The organism is Bradyrhizobium sp. 159 (assembly GCF_023073795.1).
Classification (GTDB): Bacteria; Pseudomonadota; Alphaproteobacteria; order Rhizobiales; family Xanthobacteraceae; genus Bradyrhizobium.
Genome location: NZ_JADPKE010000039.1, coordinates 1 through 13,231 on the forward strand (window position 1 = coordinate 1; position 13,231 = coordinate 13,231).

Below are 13,231 nucleotides of genomic sequence, written 5' to 3' on the forward strand. Positions count from 1 at the left end.
GATTCTGAAGGTCGATGGCAGTAACATCACGGACACAGGCAAGCGCTTCCAGGTGCCCGGACATCCCGCTTCGGCGAGGATGGGACCGTAAAAGCCTTCGTCCATCCGTCGAGGGCCCGCTTCACCGGGGGCCTTCAGGTTTCGTTGGCAATAGTAATTAGCTGTTGAGCTGGGCAGTTTGCGGTCGACCCACGATCCGGCCCTCGGACGCGAACTCCCGGCCTGTCCCTGTGAACGGACTCCTAGCTACACCGCGTCAAAGGGTGCGATGGGCCATGTGTGGACGGCTCCGGGTTGGCAAGGAGAATCTTCACTTTGCGGCGTTGGTCGGTGCGGCCATGTGTTCGGCCTGTTTGCGCGGCCGCTGGCCATAATGCCCTCCGCGGATCAGGTCCCGATCAAAAGCACGCATTCAAAGATGCCGTGGCCCGTGTGGGTTGTCCTGATCGCCGGATCGACCGGCGCTGCATTAAGTGCTGTTCGCCCTTCCAACCGTTACGTCACACCGGCATGTCCGACGTGATCTCGTTTTACGCCATGAGAGCGGCGGGTTCCTTGTAGCGTTCGTTCCTCGCCATCATCGCCCAGGCTATCCTGGCGAGTTTGTTGGCGAGCGCGATGGCGGCGACCATGGTTGCTCGCCGCGCCAGCAATGCGGAGAGCCAGGGTCGATGCCCCGTTCCATGGATCTTGGCATGCCTCCGCTCGAGTTCTGCTTCGGCACGAGTCCAACCCAGGCCGAGAAGTCCCGACCTGATCGGAAGGCCTTGGCATCAGCAACGCTCGCGACCAGCGCCGTTGCCAGCGCCGGACCGACACCAGGGATCGCATCCAGCCGTTTGCTCGTCGCGCTTGATCTGTGCCAGGCGATGATGCGTCTGTCGAACTCCAGGATTTTGGCCTTCAGTGCCCGCAACTGACTGCCGAGAGCCTCAAGACACGCGCGGGCCACCTCCGGGAGCCGGCGGTCAGCTGTATCGGCGACGACTTCCAGCAGTTGCTCGACACCTCGGCGACCGACCGGGGCGACAATCCCGAACTCGGCAAGATAGGCCCGGATTAAATTGATGACGGCAGTCTGCTGGCGGATAAAGAGATGGCGCGCGCGATGAAGCATCAGACAGCTCTGTTGCTCGACCGTCTTGGTCGGCACGAACCGCATGTTGGGTCTCGTGACCGCCTCGCAAATCGCCTCTGCGTCCGTGGTGTCGTTCTTCTGCCGCTTGACGTAGGGCTTCACGCACGCCGGAGGCATCAACCGCACCGTATGCCCCAACGCCTGCAGTTCGCGGGACCAATAGTGGGATGACCGCAAGCCTCGATCCCCACTAGGCATGGCGGCAACTTCTCAAAAAACGACAGCATGAAACGGCTCTTGAGTTGGCGCCGGATCACCACCTGGCCGGCTGCATCGACGCCATGCACTTGAAAAACCGACTTCGAGATATCCAGACCGATCGTCGAAATTGACTGCACAGGCTGCTCCTCCGAATCGTGGGAGCCTCAATCGGCGCCCAATCCTTGGCACTCTCGTGCCCGTGGAGGAGCCGTCCACAGCATCACAAGCGGAATGCTGTAGTCCCGCTTCTGCGGGATCACGGCGGGACGATCAGGGGGCGGCAACTGCAACCGTTTCTTCGATTATCTTCGGCTGTCCACCTTCGCTAGCAAGGATGGATGAGTAATAACCGTAAAAAGACCGATCTCCTATCTTGGCCTGCCATGTTCCTGCGTTGAAAACGAATTTGCCTTCGGCACGCGAGATGGTTCTTTGAACCGAATAGTCACGCAGTCCCAGCTTGAGGGCGTCGCTGAAGCTTCGGCGAATGGCGTCCCGCCCCTGGAAGATACCGCTGGGCGTCACGCGCACCGCGTTCTCTGCAAATGTCCCGGCCATAGCATCCAGATCACCCCGATTGTACGCTTCTGAAAAATGCTTGTGCATCTCGTCCATGGCAGCATCAGAAAGCGTCTCTCCCGCAATCGAGTTGCATGGAATGGCAAACAGCAAGCAAACTATAAAGGTCGCCAATCTGAATGCCATCTTCCCTCCGTTGCCTTAGCTATTGGTCGCCTCAGCATCTCTTTGCCTACCACGCAGGCGCAATTCGATCGCGATGGAACGTCAGCAGCAAAGAGGGCAGAAGCCCCCTTCAAGATTAGTACCGGCGATAGCCGCGATGGTATCCGTAGCCGCGACGTACATAGGGGCGGCGGACGACGTAGGCCCCACGCCGATACACGGGCCTTGTGCGGACGCAACCGCGCGGACCGCAGACCACTGCAACGCTCTCGACGTTCGAAGACTGGAACTGTCCCAAGGGGGCGAGCGGCATGGCTGAAGCGGCTCCGGTCGAAATTGCTGCACCGCCTAAAGTGGCCAATGCGAGAAGTGCGAATTTGAATCTCATCTGGTTTTCTCCCGTTGAGTGTAGTCGCCGCAGGCAGCATAGAGGTTCCTTGCTGAACGAAGTATGACTGCGAAGATTGAATCGCGGTAAGAAAGCGGCGACTGAAGAGTTCGCTCTTGCTTCGGCTGCGAGCATCTATCTCTGCGCCAATTGGTTTGGGGCCAACTCCGGACATTTTCGAGCCGCTCTCGTCGCCGTCGGACAGGACGTCAATGGTGCGTGGCGCACTTGTCGCCGACCGGACCAGCGAGGCAGGTCAGGCGCGCTGACTTGCTATCGAATGCGGTTCTCGGGCGCTGGGTCATGTATAGTGAAGTTGCCCTAACTGGATAACCGAAATTGCGGTCCGGGCTCGAACGAGCAGCCACTGATGCCATCGGCAGGCGTGCTCACTTTGGAAACTGATTCTTTTTCTTCGGTTCGCAGCACGGTTCACCTTCCACAACAGCGCGGGGTCGCTTTCGCGGCGGCTTGTTGCGTGACCTACGGGAGAAGAGCGATGAATAGAATCGATCGAACGTCAGCATTGGGAATCGGGCTGGCCGCGGTCTCTGTGGCCCACGATGAGGCGAGCCGCCGCTCAAACCACGTCCTACAAGGACGAGACGCCTTGGCCCAGGCGTGGTAGTGCGTGCTTACGAGGGCGAGACACCGTCTCTCATCCGTGGCTTCAGGATAGTTTCAATGCGCGACATCATCATGCAGCCGGGATCGAAGATCCATGGGGTCCTCCGATGATGAATGGCATGATCTGCCACATCCCGAGGGGAGCTTCGGATCGGGCAGGAGGGAAAAACCTTTACGGTTAGGAAGAATTTTATGTGGACCTGCAACAAGGACACAAAGGAGCAGGCGTTCAACGATGGGAACGTCGTGGCGATCATGCGCATCACGGACCTGAAGGCTTAAGGGAGAAGCGATCGAGCGAGGGCGCGCTGCGCTTCATGCGTTAGCACGTAGCGCCCGCCTGCTATGCGGTTTACCCTGTGTGGCTACGTGTCAAACCCACTTCGGCAGCATGCGGAATCTTTATCGACTGCTCGGCTACACTCCGAAGCGCAATTACGAATTTCTAGAAGCGCGTCCTCTTTGGTCTGAGCAAAAGACGCAGCTTGCCACTCGCATTGGAGCCGCCATCAGGAGGTCAGGCGGTCGCACAAGCACTGGCGGTTGGACCGATTCGTTGCGTGTGAATGGCACGGTTTGCGTCTCCGTGAGAGCGGCGCGCTGGACGCCAAGAAAAGTGGCGGCTCATTATCCACATTGGACCATCCAATACGATGCACACGTGCCTGCGGGCTGGATCGCTGCCATCAGACTATCGGAGCATAACGAGACTGTGCTTGACTACGTTTTGCTGCCCACAGATGGAAGGGTGAAGAGAACCATTAGATTTTCGGAGAAAGCCCGGGAGCGCCGTCAGATCAGCTGCTTCAAAACGGCTGACGGTCTTGTTCGCGCGATCACCCGGAGGTTAGCCAGGCAAAGCCATACTTCCCGAGCCATGCCAACGCTGCTGAGCAAGCGACCGAAAGCAGGCCAACCCAAAAAATAGAGCGGCCGCGGGCGGCGCTGATCGATCGCAAGTAAAGGAACGCGCCCAGCACCGTCCCATAGTTCCTCTTAAAATCTCCATTGAGCTTTGCAATCTTCGACAGCTCTGAAGACGCCCCGGTTTCATCGGCCATTGACGCTGGTCCTCTCGCGGTTAGAGCCAGCGCCTTATGAACCACTGTTTTGCCCGACGGAGCAAGTCAAATTTCGGGAATTCAAAATTTAGCATTGGTGGGACCGTTGGTCCTTGACCAAGCATTTGGCGCTCTGTGGCGGTAGGCCTCTAGGGCTAGCGGCTTGCCTCTCGCTCGGTTCGCCGGAATCTATCTCGCATGAGCACTAAGTCGCGAGAGGTAATCTGGGGCGGCCGGATCATGGGGGCGAAGATCCATGCTGAGGGAGCGCGAGAGCGTGCCGACCAGGCCATCCGCGCCGCCGACCGGGCCGAGGCCGAGGCTTGGTCCGTCCGCATGGAGGGCTACGGCGGCCCTGCCCGGCCCTCCCCGACGATCGGCCAGTGCCTGAATGGCGGTCTCGCCTGGCTGGAGGTCGAATGCGCCCGCTGCAAGACGCGAGCAAGCCTGCCTCTCGACGCCATCCGCCGTCCTCGCGATACGCCGCTCTGGAAACTCGAAGCTTCGCTGAAATGCCGCTCCTGCCGCACCAACCGCTACGCGCCCCCAGCTCGCGTGATCAAACTGACTGAGACGAGGCAGATCACGCCCTGCAAGTGGGTGCACCCGACTGAAGAGCGGTAGGTTGGACCGCGAATCGGGTTAGGTGGAAAAATGTGCAACCTATATTCGATCACTACCAACCAAGCCGCGATCAGCGCGCTGTTCCGCGTGGTCAGCGGCCGCTTCCGGACGGGACGCTGCGCCTCGTTGCTCGCGGGGTGAAGGAAGACTTGGCTCCCGGAACGTAGAGTACTGCACGGTGCACTGCGGAAGCTGGACCTACTCGAAGGCAGCTGCTTGCACGAGCATCCACTTCCTGAATTAGGAACGTCGGCTTTCGCTGCGGAATTGGTGATGCGTCGGCTCTTCCCGGAGCCGGCGGAGCGGCCCCGGCCCGTACCTCCAGCCTCCCTTGAGAGCCGGGGCCGTCTCAAGACGCGAATAGAGCGCCAACATGAACCAGCCCACACCAGGGATGGTGAAGCCAATTAGACACGTCCAGCTTTACGGGTACCTGGTCGAGCGAAATCGAAAGCTATTCCATCCGCGTGGCACGCAGCCCCTGTGCGGAGCCGAGATGGCGAGCCGAATGATCGAGGCAGGGTGGCTAGTCAAAACCGGCGACCGTTACGTGCTGACACCGGAAGCTCAGCGATGGCTCGCTTGATACGGTTCTTGAACGCCTGAGCTCACCCTCATTTCGGTGTGACGTGGCTCAGGCCGCAGACAGAGCGAGCAACAGCAAGAATACCTATTTAGACTGCAGCTGCCACTCTACCTTCTTGCGACTGCTGCCGGCTCTCTTGACGGCCTTCTTCATTGCCGAGGCAGATTTGCGGGTTTTCTTTGCTTCGTAGCGGACCTCGTAGTCCTGCCCGCTCGCGACGCTGGCACGATCCTGCTTGCGGCCCCGGCTCGTTTGCTTCTTCGCTTTGGCGATCTGAGAAGTCCTCCTGGTTCGCCAACGCAGGAAGAAAGGTCGCAGTTCCGGCGCGTCAGGGCGCAGCGCCATCCCCACGGGTTCAGCGTGCCCCTCTGGCCAAAGTGTACGCAATTGCGGAACGAATCCGCCGGCCCGTGTTGAATCGACATGTGTGCCGTGGCGTTGCGTCAGTCTCGTTGGGGAGTATCGCGTGTTCATGGCGCCATCAAAGCCGCTGTTCCTGGTTACATCGAGCCGTGTGATCCCACGCTGCGCGAGAAGCCGCCGCGCGGCGAAGACTGGGTCTACGAGATCAAGGCCGACGGCTACCGCGCACAGCTGCACCTGCAAGATGAGGACGCCAAGGTGTATTCGCGTAACGGCCTGGACTGGACCGAACAGTTCTCCTCGATCGCAGCCGGCGCCCACCTGCTCAAGGCAAACAGCGCGATCATCGACGGCGAAGCGGTGGTGTACGGCCTTGGCGGCCTACCGGACTTCCAGCAGCTCCGGCGAGAACTGGGACCCAAGCAAAGCGAGCGCGTGCGCTACCACGCCTTCGACCTCCTCTACTTGGACGGCTACGACCTGCGCGCGGTCGTGTATGAGGATCGCAAGCGCCTGCTGGAGCGCCTCCTGAAGGACGCACCGGAAACTTTTATCTACGTCGAGGCGCTTGCGGCCGACGGCAACGAGGTCTTCGAGGAGGGGTGCAAGCTGGGGCTGGAAGGGCTGATCGCCAAACGACTCGGCGAGCCCTACCGCTCGGGGCGGCAAGAGACGTGGGCCAAGCTCAAGTGCAAGAAGAGCGAAACTTTCCCGATTGTCGCATTCGTGGAGAAGCTCGGAGCTCGCCCGCGCAAGGTCGCCTCCCTGTATGTCGGCCGGCGCGAGAACGGACAGCTGCTGTATGCCGGTAAGGTTCGCACTGGCTACACCGAGACGACGGCGCGAGAATTGCGCGAGCGGCTGGATCCGTTGATCCGCAAGACTTCTCCGCTCGATGTGGCGATCAAGAAGCCGAAGGCCACCTGGGTCGACCCGACCGTTGCAATCGAGGTCCAATATGGCGCCCTGACCGATGATGGCCTCCTCCGCGAAGCTGTATTCAAGGGCTTTCGGGATGATCTCGCGGTGCGCAAGGTCAAGGCGCCGCGACTGGTGCCGTCCGTAACCGGCCGCCCGAAGCTGGGCGTCCCCCGAGAGAACATCCTGCAGCTGCTGCCCGAAGCCGCAGCTCCGTCGAAGGAAGAACTCGCCGACTATTGGACCCGGGTCTGGAGGAAGGCGCTGCCGCACCTCGGGCATCGGCCGCTCAAGCTGGTACGTCACGTGCACGGCACGACCTTCTATCACAAGGGGTCGCTGCCGAAGGACATTCCGGCCGCCGTGCACCAGCTCCGTATTCAGAAGCGCGAGGGCGGCCAAGGAACGCGCCTGTGGGTCGACAGCCTGAATGGCTTCCTAGGGCTCGTCGAGATCGGGGCCGTGGAGCTGCACCCGTGGAATGCGACCGTCGAGGACTTCGAATATGCCGACCGCATCGTGATCGACCTCGATCCCGGAGAGGACGTTGACTGGGATGCCGTCGTGGAGACCGCACTCGATCTGCGCAACCTGATGAAGCGGGAGGGTTTCGAGACCTGGCCCAAGCTCACCGGCGGCAAGGGCATCCACCTGATGGCCCCGCTGGATCACCCGGTGTTGCACGACAAGGCGCATCGGGTGGCGCATCAGCTGGTCACCGCCCTCGCCGCGCGCCATCCAGACCGCTACCTGCTGTCTGCGCAGGCAAAGCGTCGTGACCGCATCTTCCTCGACTACCTGCGCAACGGCCGCGGCACCACGGCGATCGGCACCTATTCCCCGCGAGCCCGAGAAGGATTTCCGATCGCAGCGCCTGTGACCTGGAAGCGCATCGAGAGCGGGGTCGCGCCGGACGCCTTCACCATCCACAGTCCATTCCGTGCCAAATAAAAAAGGTAAACCACATGTCGGATGCGTTCGATCAATGGGTGGAATGGCGCCACAAACCCGCCGGCAATAGGCGCAGCATTCCCGCCGAACTCTACGCCGCGGTGATGTCGCTGCCTGAAAACGACCGCGCTGACCGGCAGAAGGTGAACGAGACGGTGCGCAGGAATGATGAGGCTCGTCGGGAGGGCAGAACCGTATGGCTCTACCTCGACGAGTATCAGGACGGCGAATCGCGCATGATCGGCGATCCCGAGTGGGTGAGGGTGTTTGCATCTGCCGAGGTCGCCGATAGGTGGTTCAAGGAAAACGACCCAGAAGGCGTTGCCTGGGAATACCGAGTGGAAGGCGGCCCAGCCGAAGGATCGGTTTGGCTCTACTCGCCCGATCCGGCGTCCAGAGCGATCGGAGACCCCGATTGGCTCACGCTCTTTGCGTCGATGGAAGGCGCCAAAAAATGGTTTGAGCAGAACGATTCAAGCGGCGAGATAGGGGAATATCCGGTTCAGGAGTGAGGCGCATGACTGCATTCGTCGACACGTCCGTGTGGTTCGCGGCCGCCGCCAAGCGGGACGCACAGAATGAGCGCGCCAAGTCGATCCTTCGGAGCATCGGCCAGCACATTACCACGGATCTGGTACTGACCGAGACGTGGCAACTGCTCAAGGCAAAATTCGGCAAGGACGTTGCGGACAATTTCTGGGAGCGGCTGCGCGATAGCGGAGTCCAGATCGAACTTGTTATTCGCGCCGATCTAGATGCGGCTTCGGAGATAGAGGCTAGCTTCCCGAACCAGAGCTTTTCCTTCATCGACCGCACGAGTTTTGCGCTGATGGAGCGCCTGAGCAGCGACGTTCAGCCCGGACTTCGCAGCGTGCCGACCCCGCCGCGGTCGCAAGCGACCGTTCCAGATCCTGAGCGAAGGCCACAGCGAAGTCTTCACTGCGCTCAGAGAGGCGCTTCTTGAACGCCGGCCCGTTCACGTGAGCAATGACGGCGAACGCCAGACCGTCTGCCCCTACATCGTGGGCCACGCCGCCGGCGAGGAGCGCGCGTTCGCCCTCCTTGTGGAGGCAAGTTCGAGCACGAAGCGTCCCGACCAGGACAGGTGGATCTGCCTTCGGCTGTCGAAGATCGAGGACGTTCGCCCCGCCGATGAGCGCTGGATCGAGCGAGACTATCCGGGACCGGTCCAAAGATGTGTCGATCAGGTGCACCTGGAGTGGAAGCGATTAACGACAGCTCGAGGATGAGTCGCTTCCTGTAAATAGTGGACGAACAAGACCCGCGCCATGGCTCACGAATGCCGGACAGGGTCAAAACGGACGGTAAGCTCGCGGCGACGGGCGTCCGCTTTCTCGCCAAGACCTGGCATCATTCGGATATCAAACGTTATGGAAGAAATCGGCCAACGGCCGATGCCCGCTGCGATTGCCGGAAGTATGGAGCTTCAGGTCGGGTGTTAGCGATGGCCAGAAGCTGAAGCATCCATGCCAAGGTGTCAGTTTTACCACCCCGGCGCCGGTCGGAGCTGCCGATTCACCATATCAGGAGGGCAAGCGCCCTTCCCTCGCCATTCGCCTAAAAAGTGTAATAGAATGTTAACTATCGACGATCGTTGCATAAAGATGGGGGGTTTCTTTGCAGCGTTGGCTGGCTGTCGCGGCCCTATTCATCAGCATGCAGGCCGCGGGCGCCGGGCACGTGCGCGGCGTGCCGCAAATCGTTGATGCGGACACTGTCTACATCGGCCAGAGCAAGATCCGGTTCAACGGCGTCGACGCCCCCGAGACCGATCAGGTCTGCCTTGATGTTGCGGGCAAGACATGGACGTGCGGCATCGAAGCGCGGGAGCGGCTGCGGTCCTTCAGCAAAGACCGGGAGTGGTCCTGCGAGCTGACGGGCACGGACAAATACAGGCGATCGTTGGGTTCATGCGCAGTCGGTGGCGAGAACGTATCGCGTTGGCTTGTCCAGAACGGTTGGGCTTTGGCGTTTCGAAGATATTCCACGGAATACGTCCCCGACGAAGATTTAGCGCGCGAACATCAGCGCGGACTTTGGGGCGGAGCGTTCATAGCCCCGTGGGATTGGCGTCATCGCAGCAATTCGACGGAAATACTGGGCGCTCTCTCCATCCCTTCCACAGCACAGCGAGCCCTGGTCTCAAATACGGCAGCAAATCCGCCACCGCCGACAGGCAATTGTTCGATCAAAGGTAATTTGAGCAGCGCGCCGCAATGCATATATCACGTGCCGGGCGGCCGCTTTTACGACCGGCTGGACATGCAGCCGAGTTCTTACCGACGCTGGTTCTGCACCGAGGCGGAAGCCCAGGCTGCCGGCTGCCGTAAATCGAAGCTTTAGTTGCGAGCCACGATGGATCGTTCCAAAACTCGGCTTTCCCCAATCGCGCGGCTGTGGGCCTTGCTTAACAAGCCGCCGCACGACTATCGTCCGGCCACGACCGTGTTCATTGATCTCAACGTGGACCGAGTCGCAGACGAGCTAAAGCTCACAGATCTCGGTCGAGAACGCGGTTCACAGAACCGGCCGGGTTCCAACGACCAGACGCTGGACGACGTTGAACATCTGATTGTCGAGCGGGTCGAGGCCCACAAGCAGGATTCCCATTCGGTCTACCAAGAGCATCTACATACCTACGACGAGCGAATGACATCGCTCAGCTTCGAGGAGCGCTTCGCGGTGATCCAGCAAACCGCCCCCGAAGCCGTTGGAGATTTCGAGGCGGAAGCGACCATGGGACGCGACGAGCTGTTCGTCCACCGACGCCGGATCCATGAATCCGAGTTGGAACGAGAGACGTTCCGCAAGCGGCACCGCCTGCAGCGGCCGGCCCGGCTGGCAACACCGGGAAAGATCATTCTGAAGGTCGGGCTGCTTGCGCTGCTCTTTGTCATCGAGGTCGCAGTCAACGCGGGCTTCCTAGCCAAGGCCAATATGGGCGGGTACATCGGCGCGGCCGTCCAGGCGACCACGTTTGCCGCGCTGAACATCCTTGCGAGCTTTCTATGGGGCTTGGTCCTCATCAGGCCGATCTTCCACCGCAATCTTTTGCTTAAGCTGATCGGGGCAATCTTCTTTGTCGGCTATCTGGCTTTCGCGGGTGCACTGAACCTGACCCTTGCGCACCTGCGCGAAATGAAGCCTAGCCTGGGCGGCGACGTGGGCCAGGATGTCTTGCATCGTCTCCTGACAGGGCCTTTCGATCTGACCGACGTCAATTCATGGGTGTTCATCAGCATCGGCCTGCTTTTCTCACTTGTCGCGATGGCGGACGGGCTCACGTTCTTCGACCCCTACATCGGCTATGCCGGCCTTGAGCGGCGCTGGAACGACGCCAGCAAGCAATTCACGGATCTCAAAGGCGACCTGATCGAGCGGCTCAGAGACATTCGGCAGGACGCCACCGACGTTATGAACGCGGCGTCCACCGATCTGTCCAAGCGGCGAGCCGAATACGATTCGATTCTCCAAGGTCGCAGCCGGCTCAATCAGCGCTTCGTCCAGCAGCAGAACCAGATTGAGACGGCCGGCCGCACACTGCTCGGCATATACCGCGAGGCGAACCGCAAGGCACGATCAACCCCACCGCCCGCCTCCTTCGCCAGGCCTTTTGTCCTAGAACGCATCGTGTACGCCAATGCCGAACCCGACTCGACCGCCCGCGAGCGGCTGCGCCAGCTGATCGACGAGACCCAAGACCTATTAAAGGACCAAATCAAAGCCATCAACGAGGCCTTCGAGCGGGCGATGCGGTCCTACCGCGAGATCGACCAGTTCTTTCCGGAGAAGGACAGCAAGAGTGGCTAGGCCCAGACCCCGGCGGCGGAGCTCGCCCGGCATTGGCTGGGCAGGATTCCTCGGCATCGCCCTGTTCCTGTTTGCGGTCTCCTGTGGCGCAGCGCTGATATATTTCGCGTTCTTCACCGAGCGGCCCCCGACCGTAGCTGAAGAGACCCTGTGTCCTCTTGGAGGTCCCCGAGGTGTAACGGTCGTATTGATTGATACGTCGGATGACCTGCCTGATGCCACCCGGCGCGAGGTTCTCGGGCTCCTGGAAGAAATCGTCACCACCCTGCCGCCCTACCACAAGCTCGACATCCGAGTGCTCGATGTCGCTGGCCTGCGGAGCCGATCGCTGTTCGCCAAATGTAATCCCGGCAACGGGACGGGCCTCAGCGAGTGGACCAACAATATCGAGGCTGCTCGCTTGCGCTGGATCGAGAGTTTCCGCAAGCCGGCGTTGGAAGCCATCAATAAGAGCGTTACGCCGGCCCGGGCCACCGCCTCCCCGATCATGGGGGCGATCCAGGACATTGCGATCAGCGACTTTTCCGGCAGCGCCGGCCAAAACATCAAAAAGACGCTCTACGTCATCTCCGACATGATCGAGTCCACGAAGGACTACAGTCAATATCCCCGATCCGGTGACCTGTCCTACCAACGCTTCAGGCAATCCCCCGCCTATCTGAAGTACCGGACCGAGCTAAATGATGCGACGGTTTTCGTGCGGCTTGTCAGCCGCCAGCTAAACGGCAAGCCGGTTGTGGATGACAGCCAGCTGATGGGCTTCTGGCGAGAATGGATCTCTGACAATCGCGGCCTGATCGGCAGCCTCAAGCGCCTGCAGGGAGCATGACCGATGGCGGCCGACAAGAGAGATAAGCTCTTACCGCCAGGCTTATTGAGCGCGCTGCTGTTCTTCGCCGTCGTGTTGGCGGGCAGTGGCTATATCGTCTTTTCGAAGGCGCACGATTTCGCACCTGTTTTGGTGACGGCGGTGCCTGTCCTGATCATGATCGGGTACGCGCTACTCCTCGGATTGGCACGGGTCTTTCGCCTTCGGGACGACCAGTCAGGCGACAATCTGTACTACATGGGCTTTTTATTCACGCTGACCAGCCTCGGCGTGTCACTCTATCAGTTCTCACCCGAAGGGGGGTCCGAGCAGATCGTCAGGAATTTCGGCATCGCAATCGCCTCGACGATTGCCGGCGTCGCCCTGCGCATCTTCTTCAATCAAATGCGCCGCGATCCGATCGAAGTTGAAGCTACCGCCCGCCTAGAGCTTGCCGAGGCCTCCCGAAAGGTGAAAGTCGAGCTGGAGAGCACTATCCTGGAATTCAGCTCTTTCCGCAGGATGACCCAGCAGTCCTTGGGCGATGCGCTCGATGAGCTAAAGGAAACCCTTGGCGAGACCCGCAAGGAGCTGGCGGGAGAGATCAAAGATTTCGCGGTCACCGCGCGCCAGCCTTTGGAGGATGCCTCGAAGCGTTCCGGAGAAGCCCTCAATATGATGAACAGCCAGGCGACGCGGACTTTCGAGGCCATGTCCAAGCAGCTGGTGGACCAAGGGGACCGACTGACGAGAAGCACCGCAACCATGATCAAGGCGATCGACACGGTCGTTGGCAGGCTGGCATCGCTGCAGACGCCGGAGCAGATTATCGAAATCAAGCTCGCGCCGATGATCCAGGGCCTTTCGCGTGCCGTAAATTCGTTCAACAAGAGTGCCGAGACTCAGGCGAAGGCAATGGATGAGAACCTCCGGCAAACGCAGGCTCTCGCGTCGGCTTTGACCCAGCTGATGAACGAGATTCGCGCGGAAAATGCGGCACGGTATGCGACCGGCCCTTGGGCCGGTCGAGGGCACAACACTTAGGCGGCAA

General features: G+C 60.4%; 11 protein-coding genes and 1 pseudogene. 8 read left to right on the plus strand and 4 right to left on the minus strand.

The features are described 5' to 3' along the window. Window positions 1–530: 530 nt before the first annotated feature. From IVA96_RS08065 to IVA96_RS08075, 3 genes and pseudogenes are all read right to left on the minus strand, one after another. A pseudogene (locus IVA96_RS08065) lies at window positions 531–1,476 on the minus strand (IS110 family transposase). Between the two features lie 133 nt (window positions 1,477–1,609). Continuing rightward, window positions 1,610–2,044, minus strand: a complete 435-nt coding sequence (locus IVA96_RS08070; protein ID WP_247276710.1) for a nuclear transport factor 2 family protein — start codon at window positions 2,042–2,044, stop codon at window positions 1,610–1,612. Between the two features lie 1,830 nt (window positions 2,045–3,874). Further along, on the minus strand, window positions 3,875–4,099 hold the full coding sequence (locus IVA96_RS08075) for a hypothetical protein (protein WP_247276711.1): 225 nt from the start codon (window positions 4,097–4,099) through the stop codon (window positions 3,875–3,877). A gap of 198 nt (window positions 4,100–4,297) precedes the next feature. Between IVA96_RS08075 and IVA96_RS08080 the strand changes: the two genes are divergently transcribed. Next, window positions 4,298–4,723, plus strand: a complete 426-nt coding sequence (locus IVA96_RS08080; RefSeq protein ID WP_247416725.1) for a hypothetical protein — start codon at window positions 4,298–4,300, stop codon at window positions 4,721–4,723. Window positions 4,724–5,393: 670 nt separating this feature from the next. Here the strand turns inward: IVA96_RS08080 and IVA96_RS08085 are convergent. Next, a complete protein-coding gene (locus IVA96_RS08085) occupies window positions 5,394–5,582 on the minus strand; it encodes a DUF3606 domain-containing protein (protein WP_247276746.1) in 189 nt (62 codons plus the stop codon). Window positions 5,583–5,732: 150 nt separating this feature from the next. Here IVA96_RS08085 and ligD point away from each other — a divergent pair, with 150 nt between their 5' ends. The 7 genes from ligD (at window position 5,733) to IVA96_RS08120 (ending at window position 13,224) form a co-directional block, all read left to right on the plus strand. Further along, a complete protein-coding gene (gene ligD, locus IVA96_RS08090) occupies window positions 5,733–7,541 on the plus strand; it encodes a DNA ligase D (protein ID WP_247416727.1) in 1,809 nt (602 codons plus the stop codon). 14 nt (window positions 7,542–7,555) lie between these two features. Beyond that, on the plus strand, window positions 7,556–8,053 hold the full coding sequence (locus IVA96_RS08095; RefSeq protein WP_247416728.1) for a hypothetical protein: 498 nt from the start codon (window positions 7,556–7,558) through the stop codon (window positions 8,051–8,053). 5 nt (window positions 8,054–8,058) lie between these two features. Beyond that, complete coding sequence (locus IVA96_RS08100) at window positions 8,059–8,505, plus strand: PIN domain-containing protein (RefSeq protein WP_247416731.1); 447 nt, start codon at window positions 8,059–8,061, stop codon at window positions 8,503–8,505. A 674-nt stretch (window positions 8,506–9,179) separates the two neighbouring features. Continuing rightward, window positions 9,180–9,905, plus strand: a complete 726-nt coding sequence (locus tag IVA96_RS08105; RefSeq protein ID WP_247416734.1) for a thermonuclease family protein — start codon at window positions 9,180–9,182, stop codon at window positions 9,903–9,905. Between the two features lie 12 nt (window positions 9,906–9,917). Continuing rightward, window positions 9,918–11,372 carry a hypothetical protein gene (locus IVA96_RS08110; RefSeq protein ID WP_247416737.1) on the plus strand — a complete coding sequence of 485 codons (1,455 nt, stop codon included), beginning with the start codon at window positions 9,918–9,920 and terminating at the stop codon, window positions 11,370–11,372. A gap of 187 nt (window positions 11,373–11,559) precedes the next feature. Then, window positions 11,560–12,201 carry a hypothetical protein gene (locus IVA96_RS08115; protein ID WP_247416739.1) on the plus strand — a complete coding sequence of 214 codons (642 nt, stop codon included), beginning with the start codon at window positions 11,560–11,562 and terminating at the stop codon, window positions 12,199–12,201. Between the two features lie 3 nt (window positions 12,202–12,204). Then, window positions 12,205–13,224 (plus strand): hypothetical protein, encoded by a 1,020-nt coding sequence (locus IVA96_RS08120; protein ID WP_247416743.1) that lies wholly within the window; start codon window positions 12,205–12,207, stop codon window positions 13,222–13,224. Window positions 13,225–13,231 lie beyond the last annotated feature (7 nt).

What these genes read in the sequence shown, in the direction of transcription:
- IVA96_RS08070 (WP_247276710.1), bottom strand. Translation starts at nt 2,044, where the DNA reads ATGGCATTCAGATTGGCGACCTTTATAGTTTGCTTGCTGTTTGCCATT.
- IVA96_RS08075 (WP_247276711.1), bottom strand. Translation starts at nt 4,099, where the DNA reads ATGGCCGATGAAACCGGGGCGTCTTCAGAGCTGTCGAAGATTGCAAAG.
- IVA96_RS08080 (WP_247416725.1), top strand. Translation starts at nt 4,298, where the DNA reads ATGAGCACTAAGTCGCGAGAGGTAATCTGGGGCGGCCGGATCATGGGG.
- ligD (WP_247416727.1), top strand. Translation starts at nt 5,733, where the DNA reads ATGTGTGCCGTGGCGTTGCGTCAGTCTCGTTGGGGAGTATCGCGTGTT.
- IVA96_RS08095 (WP_247416728.1), top strand. Translation starts at nt 7,556, where the DNA reads ATGTCGGATGCGTTCGATCAATGGGTGGAATGGCGCCACAAACCCGCC.
- IVA96_RS08100 (WP_247416731.1), top strand. Translation starts at nt 8,059, where the DNA reads ATGACTGCATTCGTCGACACGTCCGTGTGGTTCGCGGCCGCCGCCAAG.
- IVA96_RS08110 (WP_247416737.1), top strand. Translation starts at nt 9,918, where the DNA reads ATGGATCGTTCCAAAACTCGGCTTTCCCCAATCGCGCGGCTGTGGGCC.
- IVA96_RS08120 (WP_247416743.1), top strand. Translation starts at nt 12,205, where the DNA reads ATGGCGGCCGACAAGAGAGATAAGCTCTTACCGCCAGGCTTATTGAGC.